Below are 23,342 nucleotides of genomic sequence, written 5' to 3'. Positions count from 1 at the left end.
CCGCGCCCCCGGCCGCCACGGCGGCCAGCGGGCCGGTCCAGCCGGTCGGCCGCCATTGCCGGCTGAAGCGCGGATTGACCATGTGCCGGCCAAGCTGCGCGCCGACCTCGTAGCCCACCGCGGCGGCCTCGGCGAAGGCGGCGCCGTCGACGCGCCGCTGCTGCGCCAGCGCCAGCAGCACCGGCAGCACCACGATGCCCAGATGGCTGCCGGAGCCGGCATGCATGTCCTCGCGCACCAGCCCGTGCCCGGCGGCGGCATTGGCGAAGGCGGCGGCGCCCGGCAAGGCGCGCTGCGCCAGGCCGATCAGGGTGGCGTCCCCCGGTTCCTGCTGCGCCAGGGCGCGCGCGGCGCGGCTGGGCGCCGTGTCCCGCGCCTCCAGCGCGCAGGCGAGGAAATCCCGCAGGCAGAGCGCGACCGCCTCGGCCGCGCCGGGCGGCGGCGCGGCGTGCAGCACCGCCCCGGCCAGGCGGGTGGCCAGCGGCGCGCTCATTGCATCACCATGCCGCCATCGGCGACCACGGTGCTGCCATGCAGATAGGCGGCGGCGGGGGAGAGCAGCCAGGCGATCACCTCGGCGATCTCCTCGGCCGTGCCGAGCCGGTGGAGGCTTGTCATGCCCTCGATGCGCATGCGGATCTCCGGGTTGGCGAGCGGCACGGCGGCGAAGGGCGTGTCGATCATGCCCGGCGCCACGCAATTGACGGCGATGCCGCGCGGCCCCAGTTCGCGCGCGGCGGATTTGCTCAGCGCCATCACCGCGCCCTTGCTGGTGGCGTAGGCGGCGGTGCCGGCGAGGCCGCCGCCGCGCAGGCCCGCGACACTGCCCACGGTGCAGATGCGCCCGCCCGGCCGCATGCGCCGCGCGGCCTCGCGGACACACAGGAACGTGCCGGTGACATTGACCGCGTGCACGCGGCGGAAGGTTTCCGCGGTGCTGTCGAAGAAGGGCGTGGTGTCGTAGATGCCGGCGCAGGTCGCCAGCGCGTCGATGCCGCCGAGCGCGGACTCGGCCGCCGCGATGGCCTCGGCGACCGCCGCCTCATCGGCGACGTCGACGGCGATCACCGGCTGGTCGCCGGCCACGGCGCGCGCCGCGCTCTCGTTCCGGTCGAGGCAGGCGACCCGCCAGCCCTGGGCCAGCAGGCGCCGCACGGTGGCCGCGCCGATGCCGCTGCCGGCACCGGTGACGATGGCGCGCCCGCTCATGCCCCCGCCTCCCTCGGCGCCACGTCGAGCCGCACGGCGATGCCCTCCAGCGCCGGCGAGACGGCGGGGTAGCGGCGCATCACCTCCGGGTCGTGGCCGGGCACGATATGCGCTGGGCTCGGCGCCGCCTCGCGCAGCCGCTGCTGGCTCTCCAGCGAATCGGCAATGCTGACGCAGGTGGGGAAAGGCCGGCCGGTTTCCATGTTTTCGTAGAAATGCGTCACGTCGGAGGCCAGCACCACGGCACCGCGCGCCGTGTTCACCCGGACGAATTGCAGCCCGGCCGAATGGCCCGGCGCCGGATGCAGGGTGATGCCGGGCGCCAGCTCCACCGGGCCGGTGTAGAGCCGCACCCGCTCGGCATAGTTCAGCCGGACGATGCCGACGACATCCTCCACCTCGAAGGAGTGGCGCAGGAAGCCGTGCCGCATGTGGCGGCCGCAGGCGAAGTGCAGGTCGGCCTCCTGCAGATGGAACTGGGCCACCGGGAAGCGGTGGAAATTGCCGACATGGTCGTAGTGCAGATGTGTCAGCACCACATCCTGCACCGTCCCGGCATCACAGCCCAGCAGGCGCAGCGCGTCGATCGGGTCGCGCAGATGGGTGCGCTTGCGGCGCGCCGCGACCTCGGCGGTGAAGCCGGAATCGACGACGATGCAGCGATCCGCGCCGCGGATCAGCCAGACGAAGTAGTCCATCGGCATCGGGCCGTCATGCGGGTCGCCGCCGATGAAATGCTCGGCGCGCCGGGCCTCGCGTGTCGCGTAGCGCAGCGCGAAAACCTCGTAGGTGGGTGTCTCGGTCATGCGGAATTCCTCAGGCGCCCAGATAGGCTTCGCGCAGGCCCTTGTCGGCCAGCAGCTCGGCCCGCGTGCCGCGCATCACCACCTGGCCGGTGGAGAGCACATAGCCACGGTCGCAGGCCTCGATCGCCTCGATGGCGCGTTGCTCGACGATCAGCACGGTCAGCCCCGCCTCGCGGTTGAGCCGCTGCACCGCCTCGAAGATCGTGTCGACGATGGTGGGGGCGAGGCCCATCGAGGGCTCGTCCAGCATCAGCAGGCGCGGCTCGGAGGCGATGCCGCGGCCGATCGCCAGCATCTGCTGCTGGCCGCCGGAGAGCGAGCCCGCCAGCTGGCTCCGCCGATCGCGCAGCACCGGGAACAGGTCGTAGCAGCGTTCCAGGCTGCGGCCGGCGGAAGCGCGCTCGCGCAGCGCGATGGTGCCGAGCAGCAGGTTCTCCTCGACGCTGAGATCGCTGAAGACCTGCCGCCCCTCCGGCACATGGGCGATGCCGCGATGCGGGCGTTCGGCCGGCGGCAGGCGGTCGAGCGGCTCACCCTCCAGCGTGATGCGGCCGGCGGCGAGCGGCACCACGCCGGAGATCGCCTTGAACAGCGTGGTCTTGCCGGCGCCGTTCGGGCCGATCACGGCGACGACCTCGCCCTGCTGCACCTGCAGCGAGACGTCGCGCAGCGCGACAAGCCCGCCATAGCGGATCTCGACCCCCTCAAGCGCCAGCATGTTCGACCCACTTCTTGCCAAGATAGGCGGAGACCACCTCGGGCTCGCGCACCACCTGCTCCGGCAGCCCCTCGGCCAGGTTGCGGCCGCGGTCCAGCACCACGAAGCGGGTCGCCAGCCGCACCATGGCCTTCATCGTGTGCTCGATGATCACCACCGTCATGCCCTCCGCCGCCAGACGCCGGATCTGCCGCATCATCACCTCGACATCGGCGCTCGAGAGTCCTGCAAAACTCTCATCCATCAGCACCAGCTTGGGGTTGGAGGCGAGGGCGCGGGCCAGCTCCATCAGCCGCAGCTCGCGATTGGTCAGCTGCGAGGCCGGCACCAGCGCGCGGTCGGCCAGGCCCACGCGCTCCAGCATGGCGCGGGCGACCTCGAGCGCCGCGTGATCGTCGCTGTTGGCGCCGAAGGCGCCGACCACGACATTCTCCAGCAGCGTCAGCCGCGGGAAGGCGCGCACCGTCTGGAAGGTGCGGGCGATGCCCATGGCGCTGACCTGCTGCGGCGCGCGGCCGAGCAGCTCCACGCCCTCGAGCTGCGCCGAGCCGGCGCTGGCGCGGGTGATGCCGTTCAGCACGTTGAACAGCGTCGTCTTGCCGGCGCCGTTCGGGCCGATGATGCCGAGGATCTCGCCGCGCCGCACCTCCAGCGAGACATCGGAGAGCGCCTGCAGCCCGCCGAAGCGCACCGAGACGCCGCGCACCACCAGCAGCGCCTCGCCCGGCGCCTCGTGATAATCGGGATGCGGCACCGCCGCCTCCGGCGCGGGCGGCGCCGCCAGCTCGGGCGCGACGGCCGGTTCCCGGAAAAAATGATCGCGCACCGCCCAGTAGATGCCCTGCGGGCGGAACAGGATCACCGCCATGATGGCGATGCCGAAGACCACGCCCTGCATGCCGGGCAGCCGCGCGCCGATGGTGGCGTTCAGCATCTCGGCCAGCGGCACCAGGATGATGGCGCCGATCACGGGTCCCCAGGCAGCGCCCAGCCCGCCGAACATCGAGACGATCAGCCCCTGGGCGGAGACCAGCATGCCGAACACCGAATGCGGCGTGACCACCAGCACCACCGTCGCATAGAGCGCGCCGGCGAGGCCGGCGATGCCGCCCGAGATGGCGCTGGCCACCAGCTTGGTGCGCAGCGTCGCGATGCCGGCGCATTGCGCCGCCAGCTCGTTCTGCCGTATGGCGAAGAGCTGCAGGCCGAGCCGCGTGCGCTCGATGCGCAGGCAGATGAACAGCGCGATGCCGAGCGCGCCGAGGATGATCAGCGGCATCACCCGAGGGTCGCTGAACTGCATGTAGTGCAGCGGGTCCTGGCGCTGCAGCGGCAGCGCCAGCTCGTGCCAGCCGGCCCAGGTGAAGACCGGGATCAGCGCCAGCGGATAGGCCAGCATCGCCAGGCTGAAATAATGCCCCTTCAGCCGGAAGGTGATGGCGCCGATCAGCACCGCCAGCAGCGCGCCGATGCCGGCGCCGAGCAGGCAGCCGATCCAGGGCGTGACGCCGTAATCATGGAACAGGATGGCGACGGTGTAGGCGCCGCCGCCGAAGAAGGCGGCATGGCCGAAGCTGACCAGCCCGCCATAGCCGCCCAATATGTTCCAGGACAGGCCGAGCATGGCCCAGATGCCGACCATGGAGATCACCAGCAGCTCATAGCCGCTGATCAGGAAGGTGGCGGCGACGCCGCCGAGCAGCAGGGCCAGCAGCGCCAGGCGCTGGCGGCCGGAGGGGGCGAGGAATTGCATCAGGCGCGCTCCACGCCACGGCCGAACAGGCCCTGCGGCCGGATCAGCAGCACCGCCAGGAAGACGATGAACACCGCCGTGTTCTGCAGCTGCGGCGGCAGCACCAGGTTGGAGAGCTGCTGCACCAGGCCGATGATCAGCCCGCCCAGGAAGGCGCCGCCGACGCTGCCCATGCCGCCCAGCACCACGCCGGCATACATGATGATGACGAAGTCGAAGCCGGTATAGGCCTGGAAGGGATAGAAGGTGGCGACGCAGACACCCGCGACCGCGGTCAGCGCCAGGCCGATGCCGAAGGCGGTGCGGAAGGCGCGGTCGACATGGATGCCCATATAGAGCGCGGCGACCGGGTTGTTGGCCACCGCGCGCAGCTGGCGGCCGATGCCGCTGCGCGCCATCAGCAGGATCACCAGCAGCACCGCGGCCACCGCCATCACCGCCGACCAGGCGCGCGCCTGGTTGATGAACAGCATGACGTCGCCGCCGGCGAACTCCATCGTCCAGGAGCGCGTCGCCGCCTCGTTCGGGATCGAGACGGGCGATGAGCCGAACAGCATCAGCCCGCCATTCTGCAGCACCAGCGACAGGCCGAGCGTCAGGATCAGCTGGCCGGTATGGCCGGCATCGGCGGTGCCGATGGCGCGCGCGCCGCTGACGCGGCTGACCAGCGCCCAATGCGTCGCGGCGCCAATGCCGTAGAACAAGGCGGCGGCGGCGCAGGCCACCAGCATGGCGATGGCGAAGGCCCAGGAGCGGCCCGGCGCCAGCAGCGCGACGCCGGCGAGGCCCGTGTACATGGCCAGCATCATGAAGTCGCCCTGGGCGAAGTTGATCACCCGCATGATGCCGAAGATCAGGCCGAGGCCCGCGCACATCAGCCCGTAGAGGCAGCCCAGCAGCAGCCCGGCCGCCAGGATCTGCAGCAGGGCCTCGATCTCACCCGCATAGCTCATGGCGCTGCCGATCAGCCCGGCCGCGGCCAGGAGAGCTCGGCCTCGGCATCCGCCTCGGGCAGCACGGTCAGCGGCCGGCCGTTCTTCCACTGGTAGACGGCGGGGACCGGGTTGGCGCGGCGGCCATTCGGCTCGAAGCGCAGCCGCTCGCCGAGGAACAGCTTCGCCGGGCCCTCGGTGGTGTCGGTGGCCAGCAGCGCCTGCATCAGCGCGTCGCGATCGGCGCGGCCGGCGCGCTCCAGCGCATCGGCCACCAGCAGCACATGGCCGTAATTGGACAGCGTGTCCTGGATCAGCCAGGGCTCGCCGGCGCGCTGCAACAGGGTCTGGTTCAGCGCCGCCTGCTGCTTCGAGGTCCAGTTGCCGGCGACGCCGATGACGCCCTCCAGATAGGTGGCGCCCATGTTGCGCAGCATCTCCGGCGTGCCCCAATTGGCCGAGGGCGCGATCACCGGCACCTTGCCCTGGCCGAGGCCGAATTCGGTGAGCGTCTGCAGCAGCAGGCGGGAATCCGAGGTCGCCGTGGTGCCGAGCAGCACCAGGTCCGGCCGGCTGCGGCGCAGGCGCTGGATCAGCGGCGCGGCATCCGAGAGCGGCACGCTGAAATTCTCGTCCATCACGGTGTTGAGGCCGAGCCGGGCGAAGCCGCCCTCGCGCAGCGGCTTCATGTTCGCCTGGTTCACCGCCGTGTCGTCGTTGATGCAGGCGATGGTGGCGGGCTTCTTGCCGGCGGCGCGCTCGGCCATGGCCAGCAGCGGCCGCAGCGCCGCGGGGATGATGCTGCTGGAGGGCGGCGAGGTGGCGATGACGTAGTGGAAGCCGCGCTCGGTGATGCTGTCGGCCCAGGAGAGGGTGATCCAGGGCAGCCTGGCGCGCTCGGTCACCTCGGTCGCCGCCAGGGTGAAGGAGGAGGCCCAGGCGCCGAGGCCGGCGACCAGCCCGCGATCGGCGACCAAGCGCTGCGCCGCGGCCGTCACCTGCTCCACATTGGCGCCCGCGTCGGCGATGCTGAGCTCGAGCCGCGCGCCGCCCAGCGCCTTGATGCCGCCCTGGCGGTTGATGTCCTCCACCGCCAGCACGGCGCCGAGCCGCTCCAGCTCGCCCTGGCGGGCGAAGGGGCCGGAGAGCGGCGTCAGCAGCGCCAGACGCACGGTGGATGGCTGCGCATGGGCGCTGGCCTGGATGAAGGCAGGCGCCGCCAGGGCGCCGCCCAACAGGGCGCGCCGGGTGATCCTTGTCATGACCGTCTCCTCCAGGCCGGGCTTGCCGCCGGCTCCTGTCTGCGCGGGCGTTTCTGTCGCGCCGGACCGGCAGGGCCGCGCCGCAGCGCGGCCCCGACGCAGGCGCATCCCGTGTGATGGCGGAGAGCCTAGGCCCCGTTTTCAGGAGCCGTCAATATGACAATCTTTCAGGAAGAATCGGCACGGATTGCCGGAAATTTGCCGAAAAAATCATACAAAACAGAATAATAATCTCCCTTTCCGCAGGCGGCGACGCTGGCGGACTCAAAGATTTTCGGTAGGATTGTAGGGCAATTTTGCGGATCGCAGCGATGGCTGATCCACCAGGGGCGGCCTGCTCCCCCGGCCGGGCCGGAGCCGGCGGCTCCCCGCGGCCCCCGCCCCCGGGGGCCGATGCGGCCGCCCCCCGATCAGGGGCGGCCGCGCCGCCTCAGCGCGGCTGGAAGTCCAGCGCGACGCCGTTGATGCAGTAGCGCAGCCCGGTGGGCGGCGGCCCGTCCGGGAAGACATGGCCCAGATGGCTGCCGCAGCCGGCGCAGCGCACCTCGGTCCGCACCATGCCGTAGGAGCGGTCCTCATACAGCTCGACCGAGCCCTCCACCGGCTCGGTGAAGCTCGGCCAGCCGGTGCCGCTCTCGAACTTTCCGCCCGATTCGAACAGCGCCTGGCCACAGCCGACGCAGACGAAACGGCCCTGGCGCTTCTCGCGCAGCAGGCCGCAACTGCCCGGCCGCTCCGTGCCGTGCTGACGCATCACCGCGTATTGCGCCGGCGACAGCAGGGCACGCCACTCCGCGTCGCTGCGCATCACGGGATAGGTCTTGTCCATGGGCTGATCCTTCTCGCTGTCCCTGCCAATGTATTGGCGCGGCGCGCCATTGCGAGATGCGGCGCCGGCTGGACAGGCCCGCGCCCGGCTCGGTATGATTTTTTGGCAAAATCTTCATACCTCTGCGGAAGGCCGGACGCATGCTGCGCCGCTCCCTGCTCCGGGCCCTGCCCGGCGCCCTGGCTCTGCCCCCGGCCCTGCTCCGGCCCGCCCCGGCGCGCGCGGCGGCGCCGCGCCGGCTGCGCTTCTCCTGGCCCTCCAATGCCGGGCGGCTGCACCCGCAGGGCTATTCGCCCAACCAGATGTATGCCCAGTCCATGCTCTACGAGCCGCTGCTGCGCTATGTCGAGGGCGGCGGCCTGGCCCCTGCCCTGGCCACCGCCTGGCGGGCGGAGGCGGATGGGCGCGGCTGGGTCTTCACCCTGCGGCCCGGCGTGCGCTTCAGCGACGGCGCGCCCTTCGACGCGGCGGCGGTGGTCGCCAATGTCGAGGCGCTGCTGCGCGACCGCAGCCGCCATGCCTGGCTGGAGCTGGTGGCGCAGATCGAGGGGGCCGAGGCGCTGGATGCCGGCACGGTGCGGCTGCGGCTGCGCGGCCCCTACTATCCGGCGCTGATGGAGCTGGCGCTGATCCGCCCGCTGCGCTTCGCCGCCCCTGGCGTGCTGCGGCCGGATGGCGGCATCGACGCGCCGGTCGGCACCGGCCCCTGGATGCTGGCCGAAAGCCGCCCCGGCCAGCACGACCTGTTCCGCCGCAACCCGCATTACCATGGCACGCCGCCGGCGCTGGAGGAGGTGCTGGTGCGCGTGGTGGCCGACAGCAACACCCGCGCCCTGGCGCTGGAGGCCGGCGAGATCGACCTCGCCTATGGCGCCGACCAGCTGGATGCCGACAGCTTCCGCCGCTTCGCGGCCGATCCGCGCTTCACCACCGCCATCTCGCCGCCGCTGGCGACGCGGCTGGTGGCGCTGAACTCGGCCCGCTTCCCGACCGACGATCTGGCGGTGCGCCAAGCCATCGCCCAGGCCGTGGACCGCGCCGCCCTGATCCGCCATGTGCTGCTGGACACCGAGCCGCCGGCCGAGGCGCTGTTCGCCCCGAACTTCCCCTATGCCGATCTCGGCCTCACCGCGCCGCGCCTCGATCGCGCCGCCGCCATGGCGCGGCTGGAGCGGGCCGGCTGGGTGCTGCCGCCCGGCGGCCGCGTGCGGCAGAAGGAGGGGCGGGAGCTGGCGCTGGAGCTCTGCTTCATCGGCAGCGACGCGCTGCACAAATCGCTCGCCGAGGCGGTGCAGGGCGATCTGGCGCGCATCGGCATCGCCGCCAGGCTGCGCGGCGAGGACAGCGCCTCCTATCTCGGCCGGCAGAAATCCGGCGAGTTCGGTCTGATCTTCACCGAGAGCTGGGGCGCGCCCTACGATCCGCACGCCTATCTGGGCTCGATGCGCCAGCCCGCCCATGCCGACTACCAGGCGCAGCGCGGCCTGCCGATGAAGGCGGAGATCGACCGCCGCATCGGCGATGTGCTGGTCACGACCGACGAGGCGGAGCGCGCCGGGACCTATCGCTGGCTGCTGACCACGCTGCATGAGCAGGCGGTCTATCTGCCGGTCTCGCACCTGACCAACAAGCTGGTGCACCGGCGCGGCCTCGGCATCGTGCCCTTCGGCGACACGCGCTACGAGATCCCCTTCGACCGCATCCAGCTGCGCGGCTGAGGGCGATGCCGGGTTTCGCGCTGCGCCGCCTGCTGTCGCTGCCGCCGCTGCTGCTGGCGGTTTCTTTCGGCTTCTTCGCCATGCTGCGGCTGGGGCGCGGCGACCCGGCGCTGGACTATCTGCGCCTGGCGCAGATCCCGCCCACCGATGCCGCGCTGGCCGCCGCGCGGGCGGAACTCGGCCTCGACCGGCCGCTGCTGGCGCAATATGGCGCCTGGCTGGCCGATGCGCTGCGCCTCGATCTCGGCACCTCCTGGTTCACCCGCCGTCCGGTGATGGAAGAACTCGGAGAATTCCTGCCGGCGACGCTGCAACTGGCCGGCAGCGCCATGCTGGTGACGCTGGCCGTCGGCATCCCGCTCGGCCTCTGGGCGGCGCTGCGACGCGACCGCTGGCCGGACCATGCGACGCGGCTGATCGCCTTCCTCGGCGTCTCGCTGCCGAATTTCTGGCTGGCCTTCCTGCTGGTGCTGCTGTTCGCCGTCACGCTCGGCTGGCTGCCGGCCATGGGGCGCGACGGCCCCGCCAGCCTGGTGCTGCCGGCCCTGGCCACCGCCTGCATGTCGGCCTGCGTCATGCTGCGGCTGGTGCGCGCCTCGGTGCTCGGCACGCTGGGGGAGCCGCATCTGCGCTTCGCCGCCGCGCGCGGCCTGCCGCGCCGCGTGCTGATCGGCCGGCATGTGGCGCTGAACGCGGCGCTGCCGCCGCTCACCGCCATGGGGCTGCATCTGGGCGAGCTGATTGGCGGCGCCATGGTGGTGGAGACGGTGTTCGGCTGGCCCGGCATCGGCCGCTGGGCGCTGCTGGCCATCACCAATCGCGACTATCCGGTGCTGCAGGGCTTCGTCATCGTGCTGACCCTGGTCTTCGTGCTGGGCAACCTCCTGGTCGACCTCGCCTATGCCTGGCTCGACCCGCGCATCCGGCTGGAGCGCGCGGCATGAGGCGCCTGGCCTTGCCCTTCGCCCTCGGCCTGATGGCGCTGCTGCTGGGCGCGGCGCTGCTGGCGCCCTGGATCGCCCCCCACGACCCGGCGCTGACCGACCTGTCGCAGCGCCTGCTGCCACCCTCCGCCACGCATTGGCTGGGCACCGATCATCTGGGGCGCGACCTGCTCTCCCGCCTGCTCTGGGGGGCGCGCGCCTCCTTCGCCGCCGTCGCCGGCATCCTGGCGCTGGTGCTGGCCATCGGCTGTTCCGTCGGCCTCGCCGCCGGCATGGCGGGGGGCGTGGTGGATGCGGTGCTGATGCGCATCTGCGACGCCTTCATGACGGTGCCGACCCTGGTGCTGGCCCTGTTCATGATCGGCGCGCTGGGCACCGGCCTCGCCAATGTCGTCATCGCCATCGCCCTCTCCCACTGGGCCTGGTATGCGCGGCTGGTGCGCGGGCTGACGCTCTCGCTGCGCAGCCGCGAGCATATCCTGGCCGCGCGCCTGGCCGGGCTGTCGCGCCTGGCCATCCTGCGGCGGCATGTGGCGCCGGTGCTGGCCGGGCAGCTCGCCGTGCTGGCCTCGCTCGATCTCGGCCACTGGATGCTGCATCTGGCGGGGCTTTCCTTCCTGGGCCTTGGCGTCGCGCCGCCGGCACCGGAATGGGGCATCATGATCAACGACGCCCGCCCCTTCTTCCGCAGCGCGCCGATGCTGGTGCTGCTGCCGGGCGCGGCCATCCTGCTCACCGTCATGGCGTTCAACCTGCTGGGCGACGCGCTGCGCGACCGCCTCGACCCGGCGCTGCGGGGGGCGGCGCATTGAGCCCGCACACCCTCTCGATGGACGGGCTGTGCCTGGCCGCCGGCGACACTCCGCTGCTGCACGATGTCGGGCTGACGCTGCGGCGCGGCCGGGTGCTGGCGCTGGCCGGCGCCAGCGGCGGCGGCAAGAGCCTGACCACCGCCGCCCTGCTCGGCCTGCTGCCGCCGGGCGTGCGGCAAAGGGGCGGCACGCTGCGCCTGGACGGCGTGGCGCAGGACGCCAGGGCGCAGGCGGCGCTGCGCGGCGCCGTGCTGGGCTTCGTGCAGCAGGCGCCGCGCGGCGGCTTCAACCCGCTGGTGACCATCGGCCGCCACTTCCTGGAGACGCTGGCCTGCGACGGGCTGCGCGGCGGCGCGGCCCGCGACCGGGCGGCGTCGCTGCTGCGCGAGGTCGGCTTCGACGCGCCGCAGGCGGTGCTGCCGCTCTACCCCTCGCAGCTCAGCGGCGGCATGCTGCAGCGGGCGATGATCGCGCTGGCCCTGGCGCGGCAGCCCGCCTTCCTGCTGGCCGACGAGCCGACCACCGATCTCGACCTGATCGTGCAGGCGCAGATCCTCGATCTGCTGGAGGCGATGGTGCGGCAGCGCGGCATCGGCCTGCTGCTGGTCACGCACGACCTTTCCGTGGCCGCGCGGCTGGCCGACGAGGTGGCGGTGATGCAGGCGGGCCGCATCGTCGAGCGGGCCGCCGTGGAGGATTTCTTTGCCGCGCCCCGCCACCCGCACAGCCGCGCTTTGATGGCGGCGCACCTCGCGCTGTATGGCGAGGCGCTGGCCGAGGCCGAGGCGCTGCCGGCGTGACCCCGCTGCTGGAAGCGCGCGGCCTGCGCCACGCCTATCGCCAGGGCGGGCTGCTGGCGCGCCGCCGCGTCCCCGTGCTGGAGGACGCGACGCTCTCCATCGCGCCCGGCGAGTGCGTCGCCCTGCTCGGCCCCACCGGCAGCGGCAAGAGCACGCTGGGCCGGCTGCTGCTGGGGCTGGAAGCCCCCGATGCGGGCGAGATCCTGTTCGAGGGCACGCCCCTGCGCGAGGCGCGCGGCCGCATCGACCCGGTGCGGCGCCGCGCCCTGCAGGCGGTGTTCCAGGACCCGTTCGGCGCCACCAGCCCGCGGCTCTCCGCCTTCGAGGTGGTGGCCGAGCCGCTGCTGGCGGAGCGCCTTTCGCCATCCGTGCTGCGCGAGCGTGTCGCGGCGCTGCTGCGCCAGGTCGGGCTGGAGCCCGGCCTCATGGACCGGCTGGCGCACCGGTTCAGTGGCGGGCAATTGCAGCGCCTCTGCATCGCCCGCGCCCTGGCCCCCGCGCCCCGGCTGGTGGTGCTGGACGAGGCGGTGAACAGCCTCGACCTCGAGACGCAGGCGCGCATCCTCGGCCTGCTGCGCGGGCTGCGCCGGCAGGGCGGCACCGCCTTCCTGTTCATCACGCACGACCTGCGGCTGCTGCGCGGCTTCGCCGATCGCTGCTACGTGATGCAGGACCGGCGCGCCATCGCGGTCGAGGATCCCTTCGGCACGGCCACGCCGCCGCCGGTGCTGGCCGCGCTGCGCGCCGCCATCCTGCCGGCGCGTCCATCACCCAGCCGTCACCGGGCTGGCCTCTCCACCACACCGCGCTGAAAACCGCCAGCGGCACAACCGCCGCGGGTGGACAGGCTCGCCGGCGCTCGGCACCTTGCCGCGCGGAACTGGAGGAGGAAGGCCGTGCTCGAGCGTATCCGGGCCATGTTCATCTACTTTAACAACGCCGTGCCGTTCCGGCTGAAGCCGGCCATCATCACCACGCTGGTGCTGTTCGCCCTGCTGGCGATCCCGACGCCCGAGGGACTGACGCCCAAGGCCTGGGGGCTGGTGGCCATCTTCCTGACCACCATCGTCGCCATCATCCTCAAGGTCATGCCGATCGGCGTGATGGCGATGATGGCCATCGTCATCGTCTCGCTTTCCCAGGTCACCGCCACCTCCTCCCGCGCCGCGGTGGCGGATGCGCTGGCCAGCTTCTCCAGCCCGCTGATCTGGCTGATCGTCGTCGCCATCCTGATCTCGCGCGGGCTGAAGAAGACCGGGCTCGGCAGCCGCATCGGGCTGATGTTCATCGCGCTGCTCGGCCGCCGCACGCTGGGCATCGGCTATGGCATCGCCGCCTGCGAGCTGGCGCTGGCCCCCTTCACCCCGAGCAACACGGCGCGCGGCGGCGGCATCGTCCACCCGATCATGAAGTCGATCGCCGGCGCCTTCGACTCCGACCCGGCCAAGGGCACGGAGCGCAAGATCGGCTCCTACCTGGCGCTGGTGAACATCCACGCCAACACCATCACCTCGGGCATGTTCGTCACCGCCACGGCGCCGAACCCGCTGGTGGTGGATTATGTCGCGCGGGTGACGAACCAGAGCTTCCACCTGTCCTGGACCACCTGGGCGCTGTGCATGCTGCTGCCGGGCCTGGCCTGCCTGCTGCTGATGCCGCTGGCGCTGATGCTGCTCTCCCCGCCCGAGATGCGCGCGACGCCGCACGCCGTGGATTACGCCAAGGGCGAACTGCACCGCATGGGCCCGCTCACCGGGCCGGAGAAGGTGATGATCGGCACCTTCGGCCTGCTGCTGGTGCTGTGGGCGAATGTGCCGGCCATGCTGTTCGGTCCCGCCTTCACCCTGGACCCGACGGCGGTGGCCTTTGTCGGGCTGTTCGCGCTGATCATCACCGGCACCATCGACTGGGACGACGTGCTGTCCGAGAAGAGCGCCTGGGACACGCTGATCTGGTTCGGCGCGCTGGTGATGATGGCCGAGCAGCTGAACAAGACCGGCGTCATCGCCTGGTTCTCCGCCGGCTTGCGCGACGGCATCATCGCCGCCGGCATGGGGTGGGAGCTGGCGGCGGGGCTGCTGGTGCTGCTCTTCGTCTTCTCGCACTACTTCTTCGCCAGCACGACGGCGCATATCAGCGCCATGATGCTGGCCTTCCTGACGGTCGGCGTGCAGCTGGTGCCGGCCGACTACCATATCCCCTTCCTGCTGATGATGGTCGCCGGCTCCACCATCATGATGACGCTGACGCATTACGCGACCGGCACCTCGCCGATCATCTTCGGCAGCGGCTATGTGCCGCTCGGCGAATGGTGGCGGGTCGGCTTCGTCATGTGCGTGGGCGAGCTGATCATCTTCGCCACGCTGGGCATGCTGTGGTGGAAGCTGCTCGGCTTCTGGTGAGGCGACCTCAGGCGGCGGCGCGCATCGCCGCCGCCTCCTCCAGCAGCCAGGCGCGCAGGGCGGCGAGGCCGGGCTCGGCCAGCCGCGCCGCCGGCAGCAGCAGGGCATAGTCGCCGGCGCTCCCGATCCGCGCGGTGCTGGCGCGCACCAGCCCCTCCGGCGCGCCGCCCTCGGCGAGCGGCGGCAGCAGGATATCGGGCAGCAGTGCCACCCCCTCGCCGCGCCGCGCCGCCTCCAGCGCCATGAAGAAATGGCCGAAGCCGGGCCCCGCTCCGGGATCCGGGATCCGCTTCACCCCCTGCGCGCGCAGCCAGTCCGGCCAGGCGTGGGGGCGTGTCGTGGTGTGCAGCAGCGGCAATTGCGCCAGCGCCGCGGCGGCCAGCGGCCGCCCGCCCGGCAGCAGGTCGCGCCGGCAGACCGGCACCAGCACGTCCGGGAAGAGCGGCTCGGCCACCACCCCCTCCCAGCCCGCCACCATCTGCAGCTCGACACGCGGCGCGCCCGGCTGGTAGCGCCGCCCCGGCAGCTTGCCCACGCGGATGGCGAGGTCCAGCACCCCCGGCGCCAGCACCGCCGGCTCGATCGAGGAGAGCAGCCGCAGCTCCAGCTCCGGATGGCGGCGGGCGAAGCGGTCCAGCCGCGGCATCAGCCAGGCCGAGGTGATGCTGGGCAGCGCCCCCAGCACCAGCCGCTGCCGCGCCGCACCGCCCCGCAGCCGGGTGGCGCCCTCCTCCAGCGCGCCCAGCGTCTCGGCCGCCAGCCGCGCCAAGGCCCGCCCGGCCTCGGTCAGCTCAACGCGGCGGGTCAGGCGGCGGAACAGAGGCTGGCCCAGCCATTCCTCCAGCGCCCGCACCTGCCGGCTGACCGCGCCCTGGGTCAGCCCCAGCTCCGCCGCCGCCAGGCTGAACGAAAGATGGCGGGCGGCGGCGTCGAAGCCGCGCAGGGCGTTCAAGGGTGGCAGGGTGCGGCGGGCCATGCATGAGCCTAGCGCATCCATGGCGGGCGGGAAATTCGGTTGTCGCCCCGGCACGGCGCCGCTGTGATGGCGGCAGGACAATTCCGGGATGATCGCCTTGGCCAAGCCTCCGCTCCGCATCGCCATCGCCGGGCTCGGCGCCGTCGGCCTGCAGGTCGCCCGCGCCCTCGATGCCGGCATTCCTGGCTGCGAGCTCGTCGCCGTCTCCGCCCGCGACCGGGAGGCGGCCGCCGCGCGCCTCTCTACCCTGCGCCGCCCGGTGCCGGTGCTGGAGATCGCGGCGCTGGAGCCGATGGCCGACCTCGTCATCGAATGCGCCCCCGCCGCGCTGCTGCCGGAGATCGCCGAGCCCTTCCTCGCCGCCGGCAAATCGGTGGTGGTGCTGAGCGCCGGCGCCCTGCTGCAGCATGAGATGCTGATCGAGCTGGCGCGCCAGACCGAGGGGCAGATCATCGTGCCGACCGGCGCTCTGCTCGGCCTCGACGCCGTGCTGGCCGCCGCCGAGGGCGAGATCCGCGCCGTGCGCATGGTCACCCGCAAGCCGGTGCGCGGCCTGGTGGGCGCGCCCTATCTGGTCGAGCACAACATCGCCATCGACGACATCCGCGAGCCCTTGCGCATCTTCAACGGCACACCGCGCGAGGCGGCGGTGGGTTTCCCGGCCAATCTCAACGTCGCGGTGGCGCTGTCGCTCGCCGGCATCGGGCCGGACCGCACGACGCTGGAGATCTGGGCCGACCCGGCGCTGACCCGCAACACCCACCGCATCGAGGTGGAGGCGGATTCGGCCAGCTTCTCCATGACCATCGAGAACATCCCGTCGGAGAATCCGAAGACGGGCAAGATCACCGCGCTCTCGGTGATCGCCTGCCTGCGCAAGCTGCGGGCACCGCTGCGCGTCGGGACCTGATCCCGGCGCAGACGACCGGGCGCGGCAACGACCGCGCCCGCGACGGACAAAAAGCCACGCCAGGCACAGGGTCCACAACCGGACCGGGATACCGCCCATGCAACGCCGCCAGCTTCTGGCCGCCGCCGCCGCGCCGCTCTTCCTGCCCCGCCTGGCCCGCGCCCAGGCCTGGCCCAGCCAGCCGATCCGGCTGCTGGTCCCCTTCTCCGCCGGCGGGCCGACCGACCTGCCCGCCCGCCTGGTCGCCGATGAGCTGTCGCGCAGCCTCGGCCAGCGGGTGGTGGTGGAGAACCGCACCGGCTCCGGCGTCATCGTCGCCAGCGACGCCGTCGCCAAGGCGCCGAAGGATGGCCACACCTTGCTCTACACCACGGTGGGGCATGCGGTGGCGCGGGCGCTGTTCCCGCATCTGCCCTTCGACCCGATCGCGGATTTCCAGCCGGTCGCGCATATCGGCCGCATCCACAATGTCGTCATGGTCCACCGCGACGTGCCGGCGCGCACCCTGCCGGAGCTGCTGGCGCTGTTCCGCAACAACCCCGGCAAGTTCAACTACGCCAGCAACGGCAATGGCGGCTCGATCCATCTGGCGACCGAGCTGCTGCTCTCCATGGCCGGCGGGCTGGAGGTGACGCATGTCGCCTATCGCGGCTCCACCGCCGCCATGCCCGACCTGCTGAGCGGCCAGGTGGCGATGATGCTGGATGTCGTCTCCAGCGGCATGCCCTTCATCCAGCGCGGCGAGACGCGCGGCCTGGCGATCACCGCCGCGCAGCGCTCGCCGCTCTACCCCGACCTGCCGACGGTGGCCGAGACGGTGCCGGGCTATGAATCCTTCACCTGGCACATGGTGCTGGCCCCCGCCGGCACGCCGCCCGAGATCGTGCGCCGGCTGAACACCGCCATCAACGCCGTGGTGGCCGATCCGCGCCACAACCGCACCCTGCAATCCCAGGGCATGGATGTGGTCACCGACAGCACGCCGGAGAGCAGCGCCGCCTTCCTGCGCGCCGAGATCGCCAAATGGGAAGCGGTGATCCAGAAGGCCGGCATCAAGGCCACTTGATGCAAGGCGCGGCTCAGCCGCCGGGCCGCCGCAAGGCGCCGAGCGGCAGCCGCGCCGATTGCTTCAGCCGCTCCAGCACGATGGAGGAGCGCAGCCGCGCCACGCTGTCATGCGCCAGCAGCACCTCATTGACCAGGCGCGACAGGGCGGCGAGGTCGGTGACACAGGCCTTCAGCAGGTAGTCGGTGTCGCCGGTCAGCGCATAGGCTTCCTGCACCTCCTCCACACTGTCGAGGAAGGCGCGGAAGCGGCGCGAATTCTCCCCGCTATGGGCCGAGAGCGTGACCTGGATGAAGGCCAGCACCCGCAGGCCGAGCGGCTCCGCCGCCAGCTCGGCGCGGTAGCCGCGGATCAGCCCGGCCGCCTCCAGCGCGCCGCGCCGGCGCGAGCATTGCGAGGCGGAGAGGCCGATGCGCTCGCCCAGCTGCTGGTTGGTCAGCCGCGCCTCCTCCTGCAGCGCCGCGAGCAGGCGCAGGTCGAAACCGTCCAGCTCGACGCTTCCGTGCATGATCCGGGCCCTCCATGCATGATCCATGCACCATCCTGCCGCAGCGGGCGCGGTTTGCACACTCCGTGCAAGGGGCCGCGCCTATCCTGGCCGGAACCACGAACTGGCAGGAGACTTCCATGGGCCCCTTCCCGCATGACGCGCCGCGCCCCAGCCTCTCCGAGCACAACCCGATGGGCACGGATGGCTTCGCCTTCGTCGAATACGCCCATCCCGAGCCCGCGCAGCTGCACGCGCTGTTCCGCCGCATGGGCTTCACCGCGGTGGCGCGGCACCCGCACCGGAAGGTGACGCTCTACCGCCAGGGCGACATCAACTACCTGGTCAATGAGGAGCCGGGCAGCCACGCCACGCGCTTCGCCGCGCTGCACGGGCCGAGCGTGCCCTCCATGGGCTTCCGCGTGGTCGATGCGCAACACGCCTATCGCCGCGCGCTGGAACTCGGCGCCGAGCCGGCGGAGGGGGGCCTCACCCTCGACATCCCGGCGATCAAGGGCATCGGCGGCAGCCTGCTCTATTTCGTCGACCGTTATGGCGAGGCCGGCTCGGTCTATGACGACAATGGCTTCGAATGGCTGGGCGAGCGCGAGCCTGCGCCGCAGGGCGCCGGGCTGTTCTACATCGACCACCTGACGCACAACGTGCATCGCGGCCGCATGGATGTCTGGTACGAGTTCTACGCCAAGCTCTTCAACTTCCGGCAGATCCGCTATTTCGACATCAAGGGCGAGTATACGGGGCTGTTCTCCCGCGCGCTCACCAGCCCGGATGGCCGCATCCGCATCCCGCTGAACGAGAGCGCCGATGAGGAAAGCCAGATCGAGGAATACCTCCGGGAATACAAGGGCGAGGGCATCCAGCACATCGCCTGCGGCTGCGACGACATCTACGCCACCATCGAGGGGCTGCGCGAAGCCGGCCTGGCCTTCATGCCGGCGCCGCCCGACACCTATTACGAGCGCGTCGATGCCCGCCTGCCCGGCCATGGCGAGGATCTGGCGCGGCTGAAGAAGAACGGCATCCTGGTGGATGGCGAGGGCGTGGTGGAGCACAAGCAGGCCCGGCTGCTGCTGCAGATCTTCTCCGGCAATGTCATCGGACCCGTCTTCTTCGAGTTCATCCAGCGCAAGGGCGATGACGGCTTCGGCGAGGGCAATTTCCGCGCGCTGTTCGAGAGCATCGAGGAGGACCAGATCCGCCGCGGCGTGCTCTCCGCCACCAGCCGCGCCGCCGCCGAATAGGGCCCCCGGCCGCGACACGGCGCCGTCCATTGCGGCCCCGCATTGACATGGCGGGGCCGGCCCCGATACTCGGCCGGCGGCGCGGCGTGGCGCCAGGGAAACGCGGGGAAGCAGCGATGAAGCGTCGTCACCTGATCGGCAGCGCGGCCGGGCTGCTGGCCGCCCCCGCCCTGGCGCGGGCCCAGGGCCATGCGGGGCACGGCCCCTCGCTGCGCGAGGCGCTGCCCTCCCCCGACCCCTATCACAATGTCTTCCAGGGCGGCGCGCCGCACCACCTGACGCCGGCGCAGGAGGCGCAGCGCGTCTTCGACAGCCCCGCTCCCGCCGGGCCGGAAGGCCGCTGGGTGGCGCGCGCCGCCATGCCGATCCCGCGCAGCGAAATGGCCTGGGCCACCGCCTGGCAGGGCCGCATGCATGTCGTCGGCGGCTATGGCGAGGGGCGGTTCGACCGCGCCTACCACTCGATCTACGACCCTTCCACCGACCGCTGGTTCGACGCGGCGCCGCTGCCGCGCGGCGCCAACCATGTGGCGGTCGCCGCCGATGCGGGCCGCGTCTATGCGCTGGGCGGCTTCATCCAGCAGAACCGCCTCTGCGACGACAAGGCCTTCTTCTACGACATCGCCGGCGACCGCTGGCAGAGCATCGCGCCGCTGCCGCGGCCGCGCGGCGCCGCCGCGGCGGTGGTGCTGGACGGAAAGCTGCATCTGATCGGCGGCGCCACGGACCCGGCGCCGGAGCGCGCCAGCATCGCCTGGCACGAGGTCTATGACCCAGCGGCCGACAAATGGGAGCTGCGCCGCCCGCTGCCGGCGGCGCGCGACCATGTCGGCTGCGTGGCGCATGCGGGGCGCATCCATGTGGTGGGCGGGCGCTTCAACACCTTCCAGTACAACACGGCGATGCACCATGTGTATCTGCCCGGCCAGGACAGCTGGGAGGAACGCGCGCCGATGCCGACCGAGCGCTCCGGCCATGGCATGGTGGTCTATCGCGGCCGGCTCTGGTGCATGGGCGGCGAGGGCGGCATCCTGCGGAACGGCCAGCCCGTGGTGGCGAAGGTGTTCGGCCAGATGGAAAGCTACGACCCCGAGGCGGATTCCTGGCAGCGCCATGCGCCGATGGTCACGCCGCGCCATGCGGTGGCCGCCGCCGCCATCGGCGACTGGATTTACGTCGCCGGCGGCGGCGCGGTGCTGGGCGGCTCGGTGCAGTCCTCGATCCATGAGGCCTTCACCCTGGGATAGGGCGCGGGCCCTGGCGCGTCGCGGCGGCGCATGCTCCGATGGCGCCGCATCGCCCGGCCGCGACGCCAACAACGCCCCGATAACCACGCCAAGAACGACACGGAAACGCCCATGCCGCCCCTCGACCGCCGCCAGCTCCTGCACGCCCTGGCCGCCGCCCCCCTCGCCCTGGCGCTGCCGGGCAGGGCGCGCGCGCAGGCCGCCTCCTGGCCCTCCGGCCCGCTGCGCTGGATCGTCGCCTACCCCGCCGGCGGCGGCACCGACGCGCTGGCCCGCATCCTGGGCGCCGCCCTCTCGCGCGAGCTCGGCCAGCCCGTGGTGATCGACAACCGCCCGGGCGCCGCCACCAATATCGGCGCCGACGCCGCCGCCAAGGCGCCGCCCGACGGCATGACCCTGTTCAGCGCCGACAATGGCACGCTGGTCTTCAACCCCGCCCTCTTCGCCCGCCTGCCCTACGACCCGGCGAAGGATTTCCGCCCCGTCGGCCTGATGGCGCGCTTCCCCCTGGCGCTGGCGGTGAAGCAGGATTCCACCCTGCGCAGCGCCGCCGAGCTGGTGGAGGCGGCGCGGCGCGCCCCGGGGCGGATCGACTATGGCTCGCCCGGCATCGGCTCGCCGCACCACCTGACCATGGCGCGGCTGGCGCGGGAGACCGGCATCGAGCTGAACCACATCCCCTATCGCGGCCTGGCCCCGGCGATGAACGACCTGGTGGCCGGGCGGTTCGAGGCGGCGATCCTCGATATCCCCTCGGGCGGCGCCTATCTGCGCGAGGGGCGCGGGGCGCGGCCGCTGGCGGTGTGCGACGCCACCCGCCATCCCAGCATGCCGGAGGTGCCGACCATCGCCGAGGCGCTGGGCCTGCCGAATTTCCAGGCCGCCGCCTGGCAGGGCCTGGTGGTGCCAACCCGCACGCCCGACGCGGTGGTGGCGCGGCTGAGTGCCATGCTTGGCGCCGCCCTGGCCGATGCCGGGGTGCGCGAGCGGCTGGGCGGCACCGGCATCGAGCCGCTGCCCGGCGGCCCGGCCGAGTTCGAGGCGCTGCTGCAGGCCGAGCGCGATGTCTGGGTGCCGCTGATCCGCGACCTCGGCATCACCCTGGAATGAGGCAGGGGGAATGAGCCGGCGGATCGCGGCGGATTGAAGCCCGGCCAGGGTGGCGGGGATAGGCAGCGCGGCGCGTCCGGCCTAAGCCGGGGGATGGCTCGCTTCCTTCTCCGCGCCGCCACGGCGGCGCTGCTCGCCGCCCCGCTCGCCCCCCCTGTCCTGGCCGGTGTCGCCACGTCCAGCGGCGGCTTCCCCACCACCCTCACGGCCGAGGGCCGGCAGCGGCTGGAGGGGTTCGACGCGCTGCGCGAACAGGCCATGGCCCGCGCCGCCGAGGCGCCCCCGGCCGACCGGCGGGTGCTGGAGCGAGCGCTGTCCGGCACGCCGCAGCGCCTGGCCCCGGCCCACATGGCGGGCGAGTGGCGCTGCCGCTCGATCCAGTTCGGCCCGCGCGGCGTCACCGTCTATGGCGAATTCCGCTGCCGCATCACCGATGACGCGGCCGGGCTGCGGCTGGAGAAGCTGACCGGCTCGCAGCGGCAATCCGGCACCTTCCACGACATCGGCGAGGCGCGGCTGGGCTATCTGGGCGCCGCCGCCTGGGGCGATGGCGAAGGGCCGCGCCGCTATGGCGAGGATCCGGAGCGCGACCAGGCCGGCTATCTGGTGCCGCTCTCGGCGTCGCATCTGCGGCTTGAATATGTCTCCCGCTTCGGCTTCGACATGCTCGACCTGCGCCGCTGAGGCGCCACGCCGCCGGAGAGGAGGAATGATGCTGACCCTGGGGAGCCTGCTCGCCGAGAAGGAGGCGCGCCGCAAGGCGCGGCTGGCCGAGCGCGAGGAACAGGAACGGCAGGCGCGCGAGCGGGCGGCGGAGGAGCGCCGCCTGTTCGACGACTACGCGCTCACCCCGGAGGAGCGCGGGCGGATCGAGCGCCGCATCCGCAAGGCGTTCGAGCATGGTGACCGGGAGGTGATGCTGCTCGCCTTCCCGAGCCTCTACTGCACCGATGGCGGCCGCCGCATCAACCACGCCCTGCCGGGCTGGGAGGGCACGCTGACCGGCGCCGCGCGGCAGCTCCATCGCCTGTGGCAGGAGGAGCTGCAGCCCGGCGGCTTCGGCTTCGCCGCGCGCATCATCTCCTACCCTGGCGGCATGCCGGGCGATGTCGGGCTGTTCGTGACCTGGCACGAGACGCTGGAGTGAGCGCGGGCTGACGCCACGGCCTCAGCCCGCCGCGCCATCGTCCAGCCCGGCCTCGGCCACCAGCCGGCGCAGCAGCGCCAGCTCCCGCGCCAGGCGGCGGCGGAAGCCGGGCAGCGTGCCGGCCACCGGCCGCGCCCCGAAGCCGGCCAGGATGCGCGGCAGTTCCGCATCCTGCGTCGCGTAGTCCAGCGCCGCCTCCAGCGTCAGCCGCGCCTCGCGCGGCGTCTCGTCGGGGATGAAGGCGGCAACCCAGTTGGCCAGCCCCGCCCCTTCCTCCTCCCGCCCCTGCGGCCCGAAGCGGTCGAGCTGCGGCAGGTCGGCCGGCAGCCCCTGCCAGGTGCCGCTCGACATGGCCAGCGGCGCGGCGCGCCCGGCCGCGGCCAGCGGCAGGAAGGCGGCCGGCGTCAGATAGGCGGAATCGAGCCGCCCCCCGGCCAGGTCGCGCACCAGATCGGCGCTGCCGCGATAGGGCACGTGCTGGAAGCGCAGCCCGGTGCGGCGGCCGAGCAGCGCCCCCGCGACATGGCCGATGCTGCCGATGCCCGGCGTGCCATAGGCCAGCGGCAGCTCGGCCAGCCGCGCCGCGTCGAGATAGGCGTCGAGGCTGGTGATGCCGCTGCGGCGCGAGGCGGCCAGCAGCACCGGCATCTCCGCCAGGGCGCCGACCGGGGTGAAGCCGACCGGATAGGCGGCCGGCCCGGTCACCGCCAGCAGCGGCGCCACCAGGAAGGAGAGGTCGTCGATCAGCACGGTGTGGCCATCCGCCGGCGCCGCGGCCACGCTGTTCAGCGCGATCATCCCGGCGCCGCCGCCCCGGTTCTCCACCACCACCGGCTGGCCCAGGAACTCGGCCAGGCGCGGCTGCACCAGCCGGGCCACGCGGTCCACCCCGCCGCCGGGGGGAAGGCCACCACCAGCCGCAGGCCGCGCTCAGGCCAGGCGGCCAGGGCCG

24 protein-coding genes are annotated in these 23,342 nt (G+C 72.5%); 13 read left to right on the top strand and 11 right to left on the bottom strand.

Annotation, left to right across the window (positions count from 1 at the left end; all coding sequences use genetic code 11):
• The 8 genes from HMPREF0731_RS17075 to msrB form a co-directional block, all read right to left on the bottom strand.
• On the bottom strand, positions 1–493 hold a 493-nt coding region (locus tag HMPREF0731_RS17075), incomplete at its 3' end, for an MmgE/PrpD family protein (protein ID WP_040613810.1).
• Positions 490–1,209 (bottom strand): SDR family NAD(P)-dependent oxidoreductase, encoded by a 720-nt coding sequence (locus HMPREF0731_RS17070; RefSeq protein WP_007005428.1) that lies wholly within the window; start codon positions 1,207–1,209, stop codon positions 490–492. The genes HMPREF0731_RS17070 and HMPREF0731_RS17075, both read right to left, overlap by 4 nt.
• On the bottom strand, positions 1,206–2,015 hold the full coding sequence (locus tag HMPREF0731_RS17065) for an N-acyl homoserine lactonase family protein (protein ID WP_007005427.1): 810 nt from the start codon (positions 2,013–2,015) through the stop codon (positions 1,206–1,208). Before HMPREF0731_RS17065 ends, HMPREF0731_RS17070 begins: the two co-directional genes overlap by 4 nt.
• A 10-nt stretch (positions 2,016–2,025) precedes the next feature.
• On the bottom strand, positions 2,026–2,733 hold the full coding sequence (locus HMPREF0731_RS17060; protein WP_007005426.1) for an ABC transporter ATP-binding protein: 708 nt from the start codon (positions 2,731–2,733) through the stop codon (positions 2,026–2,028).
• Entirely contained in the window at positions 2,720–4,486 is a 1,767-nt protein-coding gene (locus tag HMPREF0731_RS17055) for a branched-chain amino acid ABC transporter ATP-binding protein/permease (RefSeq protein WP_007005425.1), read from the bottom strand. The genes HMPREF0731_RS17060 and HMPREF0731_RS17055 overlap by 14 nt, the downstream gene beginning before the upstream one ends.
• On the bottom strand, positions 4,486–5,439 hold the full coding sequence (locus HMPREF0731_RS17050) for a branched-chain amino acid ABC transporter permease (RefSeq protein WP_007005424.1): 954 nt from the start codon (positions 5,437–5,439) through the stop codon (positions 4,486–4,488). The genes HMPREF0731_RS17055 and HMPREF0731_RS17050 overlap by 1 nt, the downstream gene beginning before the upstream one ends.
• Positions 5,440–5,450: 11 nt before the next feature.
• Positions 5,451–6,680, bottom strand: a complete 1,230-nt coding sequence (locus HMPREF0731_RS17045) for an ABC transporter substrate-binding protein (protein WP_007005423.1) — start codon at positions 6,678–6,680, stop codon at positions 5,451–5,453.
• A 430-nt stretch (positions 6,681–7,110) separates the two neighbouring features.
• Positions 7,111–7,509: a peptide-methionine (R)-S-oxide reductase MsrB gene (gene msrB, locus HMPREF0731_RS17040; protein ID WP_007005422.1), complete on the bottom strand. Its 399-nt coding sequence runs from the start codon at positions 7,507–7,509 to the stop codon at positions 7,111–7,113.
• A gap of 140 nt (positions 7,510–7,649) precedes the next feature.
• Here msrB and nikA point away from each other — a divergent pair, with 140 nt between their 5' ends.
• From nikA to HMPREF0731_RS17010, 6 genes are all read left to right on the top strand, one after another.
• Positions 7,650–9,227 (top strand): nickel ABC transporter substrate-binding protein, encoded by a 1,578-nt coding sequence (gene nikA, locus HMPREF0731_RS17035; RefSeq protein ID WP_007005421.1) that lies wholly within the window; start codon positions 7,650–7,652, stop codon positions 9,225–9,227.
• A gap of 5 nt (positions 9,228–9,232) precedes the next feature.
• On the top strand, positions 9,233–10,171 hold the full coding sequence (gene nikB / locus HMPREF0731_RS17030) for a nickel ABC transporter permease subunit NikB (protein WP_007005420.1): 939 nt from the start codon (positions 9,233–9,235) through the stop codon (positions 10,169–10,171).
• Positions 10,168–10,983, top strand: a complete 816-nt coding sequence (nikC, locus tag HMPREF0731_RS17025; RefSeq protein WP_007005419.1) for a nickel ABC transporter permease subunit NikC — start codon at positions 10,168–10,170, stop codon at positions 10,981–10,983. Before nikB ends, nikC begins: the two co-directional genes overlap by 4 nt.
• On the top strand, positions 10,980–11,783 hold the full coding sequence (locus tag HMPREF0731_RS17020) for an ATP-binding cassette domain-containing protein (RefSeq protein WP_007005418.1): 804 nt from the start codon (positions 10,980–10,982) through the stop codon (positions 11,781–11,783). Before nikC ends, HMPREF0731_RS17020 begins: the two co-directional genes overlap by 4 nt.
• Positions 11,780–12,595, top strand: coding sequence for an ABC transporter ATP-binding protein (locus tag HMPREF0731_RS17015; RefSeq protein ID WP_007005417.1), 816 nt, complete (start codon positions 11,780–11,782; stop codon positions 12,593–12,595). Before HMPREF0731_RS17020 ends, HMPREF0731_RS17015 begins: the two co-directional genes overlap by 4 nt.
• A gap of 84 nt (positions 12,596–12,679) precedes the next feature.
• Complete coding sequence (locus tag HMPREF0731_RS17010; RefSeq protein WP_040613808.1) at positions 12,680–14,185, top strand: DASS family sodium-coupled anion symporter; 1,506 nt, start codon at positions 12,680–12,682, stop codon at positions 14,183–14,185.
• A gap of 7 nt (positions 14,186–14,192) precedes the next feature.
• Here the strand turns inward: HMPREF0731_RS17010 and HMPREF0731_RS17005 are convergent, their stop codons facing one another.
• Complete coding sequence (locus tag HMPREF0731_RS17005; RefSeq protein ID WP_040613807.1) at positions 14,193–15,161, bottom strand: LysR substrate-binding domain-containing protein; 969 nt, start codon at positions 15,159–15,161, stop codon at positions 14,193–14,195.
• Between the two features lie 88 nt (positions 15,162–15,249).
• On the opposite strand from HMPREF0731_RS17005, the gene HMPREF0731_RS17000 reads away from it, so the two are divergent.
• Positions 15,250–16,071, top strand: coding sequence for an aspartate dehydrogenase (locus tag HMPREF0731_RS17000; RefSeq protein WP_007005414.1), 822 nt, complete (start codon positions 15,250–15,252; stop codon positions 16,069–16,071).
• Between the two features lie 97 nt (positions 16,072–16,168).
• Positions 16,169–17,137, top strand: coding sequence for a tripartite tricarboxylate transporter substrate binding protein (locus HMPREF0731_RS16995; RefSeq protein WP_007005413.1), 969 nt, complete (start codon positions 16,169–16,171; stop codon positions 17,135–17,137).
• A 13-nt stretch (positions 17,138–17,150) separates the two neighbouring features.
• Here the strand turns inward: HMPREF0731_RS16995 and HMPREF0731_RS16990 are convergent, their stop codons facing one another.
• Positions 17,151–17,645: an Lrp/AsnC family transcriptional regulator gene (locus HMPREF0731_RS16990; RefSeq protein WP_040613806.1), complete on the bottom strand. Its 495-nt coding sequence runs from the start codon at positions 17,643–17,645 to the stop codon at positions 17,151–17,153.
• Between the two features lie 119 nt (positions 17,646–17,764).
• On the opposite strand from HMPREF0731_RS16990, the gene hppD reads away from it, so the two are divergent.
• The 5 genes from hppD (at position 17,765) to HMPREF0731_RS16965 (ending at position 22,390) form a co-directional block, all read left to right on the top strand.
• Positions 17,765–18,886, top strand: coding sequence for a 4-hydroxyphenylpyruvate dioxygenase (gene hppD, locus HMPREF0731_RS16985; RefSeq protein ID WP_007005411.1), 1,122 nt, complete (start codon positions 17,765–17,767; stop codon positions 18,884–18,886).
• A gap of 116 nt (positions 18,887–19,002) precedes the next feature.
• Positions 19,003–20,133: a Kelch repeat-containing protein gene (locus HMPREF0731_RS16980; protein WP_007005410.1), complete on the top strand. Its 1,131-nt coding sequence runs from the start codon at positions 19,003–19,005 to the stop codon at positions 20,131–20,133.
• A 111-nt stretch (positions 20,134–20,244) separates the two neighbouring features.
• Positions 20,245–21,243, top strand: a complete 999-nt coding sequence (locus HMPREF0731_RS16975; protein WP_040613805.1) for a Bug family tripartite tricarboxylate transporter substrate binding protein — start codon at positions 20,245–20,247, stop codon at positions 21,241–21,243.
• Between the two features lie 93 nt (positions 21,244–21,336).
• Entirely contained in the window at positions 21,337–21,927 is a 591-nt protein-coding gene (locus tag HMPREF0731_RS16970) for a DUF4893 domain-containing protein (RefSeq protein WP_007005408.1), read from the top strand.
• Between the two features lie 25 nt (positions 21,928–21,952).
• On the top strand, positions 21,953–22,390 hold the full coding sequence (locus HMPREF0731_RS16965) for a hypothetical protein (RefSeq protein WP_007005407.1): 438 nt from the start codon (positions 21,953–21,955) through the stop codon (positions 22,388–22,390).
• A gap of 21 nt (positions 22,391–22,411) precedes the next feature.
• On the opposite strand, the gene HMPREF0731_RS23315 is transcribed toward HMPREF0731_RS16965, so the two are convergent.
• Positions 22,412–23,278: a tripartite tricarboxylate transporter substrate binding protein gene (locus tag HMPREF0731_RS23315; RefSeq protein WP_051014802.1), complete on the bottom strand. Its 867-nt coding sequence runs from the start codon at positions 23,276–23,278 to the stop codon at positions 22,412–22,414.
• Positions 23,279–23,342 lie beyond the last annotated feature (64 nt).

Origin of the sequence: Pseudoroseomonas cervicalis ATCC 49957 (assembly GCF_000164635.1) — a bacterium.
Taxonomy (GTDB): domain Bacteria; phylum Pseudomonadota; class Alphaproteobacteria; order Acetobacterales; family Acetobacteraceae; genus Pseudoroseomonas; species Pseudoroseomonas cervicalis.
This window is presented reverse-complemented; position numbering and strand designations above follow the sequence as displayed.

Bases quoted from the DNA above. Each gene is read 5' to 3' on its own strand.
- HMPREF0731_RS17070 (WP_007005428.1), bottom strand. From the start codon at position 1,209: ATGAGCGGGCGCGCCATCGTCACCGGTGCCGGCAGCGGCATCGGCGCG.
- HMPREF0731_RS17065 (WP_007005427.1), bottom strand. From the start codon at position 2,015: ATGACCGAGACACCCACCTACGAGGTTTTCGCGCTGCGCTACGCGACA.
- HMPREF0731_RS17060 (WP_007005426.1), bottom strand. From the start codon at position 2,733: ATGCTGGCGCTTGAGGGGGTCGAGATCCGCTATGGCGGGCTTGTCGCG.
- HMPREF0731_RS17055 (WP_007005425.1), bottom strand. From the start codon at position 4,486: ATGCAATTCCTCGCCCCCTCCGGCCGCCAGCGCCTGGCGCTGCTGGCC.
- HMPREF0731_RS17050 (WP_007005424.1), bottom strand. From the start codon at position 5,439: ATGAGCTATGCGGGTGAGATCGAGGCCCTGCTGCAGATCCTGGCGGCC.
- HMPREF0731_RS17045 (WP_007005423.1), bottom strand. From the start codon at position 6,680: ATGACAAGGATCACCCGGCGCGCCCTGTTGGGCGGCGCCCTGGCGGCG.
- msrB (WP_007005422.1), bottom strand. From the start codon at position 7,509: ATGGACAAGACCTATCCCGTGATGCGCAGCGACGCGGAGTGGCGTGCC.
- nikA (WP_007005421.1), top strand. From the start codon at position 7,650: ATGCTGCGCCGCTCCCTGCTCCGGGCCCTGCCCGGCGCCCTGGCTCTG.
- nikB (WP_007005420.1), top strand. From the start codon at position 9,233: ATGCCGGGTTTCGCGCTGCGCCGCCTGCTGTCGCTGCCGCCGCTGCTG.
- nikC (WP_007005419.1), top strand. From the start codon at position 10,168: ATGAGGCGCCTGGCCTTGCCCTTCGCCCTCGGCCTGATGGCGCTGCTG.
- HMPREF0731_RS17005 (WP_040613807.1), bottom strand. From the start codon at position 15,161: ATGGCCCGCCGCACCCTGCCACCCTTGAACGCCCTGCGCGGCTTCGAC.
- HMPREF0731_RS17000 (WP_007005414.1), top strand. From the start codon at position 15,250: ATGATCGCCTTGGCCAAGCCTCCGCTCCGCATCGCCATCGCCGGGCTC.
- HMPREF0731_RS16995 (WP_007005413.1), top strand. From the start codon at position 16,169: ATGCAACGCCGCCAGCTTCTGGCCGCCGCCGCCGCGCCGCTCTTCCTG.
- HMPREF0731_RS16990 (WP_040613806.1), bottom strand. From the start codon at position 17,645: ATGCACGGAAGCGTCGAGCTGGACGGTTTCGACCTGCGCCTGCTCGCG.
- hppD (WP_007005411.1), top strand. From the start codon at position 17,765: ATGGGCCCCTTCCCGCATGACGCGCCGCGCCCCAGCCTCTCCGAGCAC.
- HMPREF0731_RS16980 (WP_007005410.1), top strand. From the start codon at position 19,003: ATGAAGCGTCGTCACCTGATCGGCAGCGCGGCCGGGCTGCTGGCCGCC.
- HMPREF0731_RS16975 (WP_040613805.1), top strand. From the start codon at position 20,245: ATGCCGCCCCTCGACCGCCGCCAGCTCCTGCACGCCCTGGCCGCCGCC.
- HMPREF0731_RS16970 (WP_007005408.1), top strand. From the start codon at position 21,337: ATGGCTCGCTTCCTTCTCCGCGCCGCCACGGCGGCGCTGCTCGCCGCC.
- HMPREF0731_RS16965 (WP_007005407.1), top strand. From the start codon at position 21,953: ATGATGCTGACCCTGGGGAGCCTGCTCGCCGAGAAGGAGGCGCGCCGC.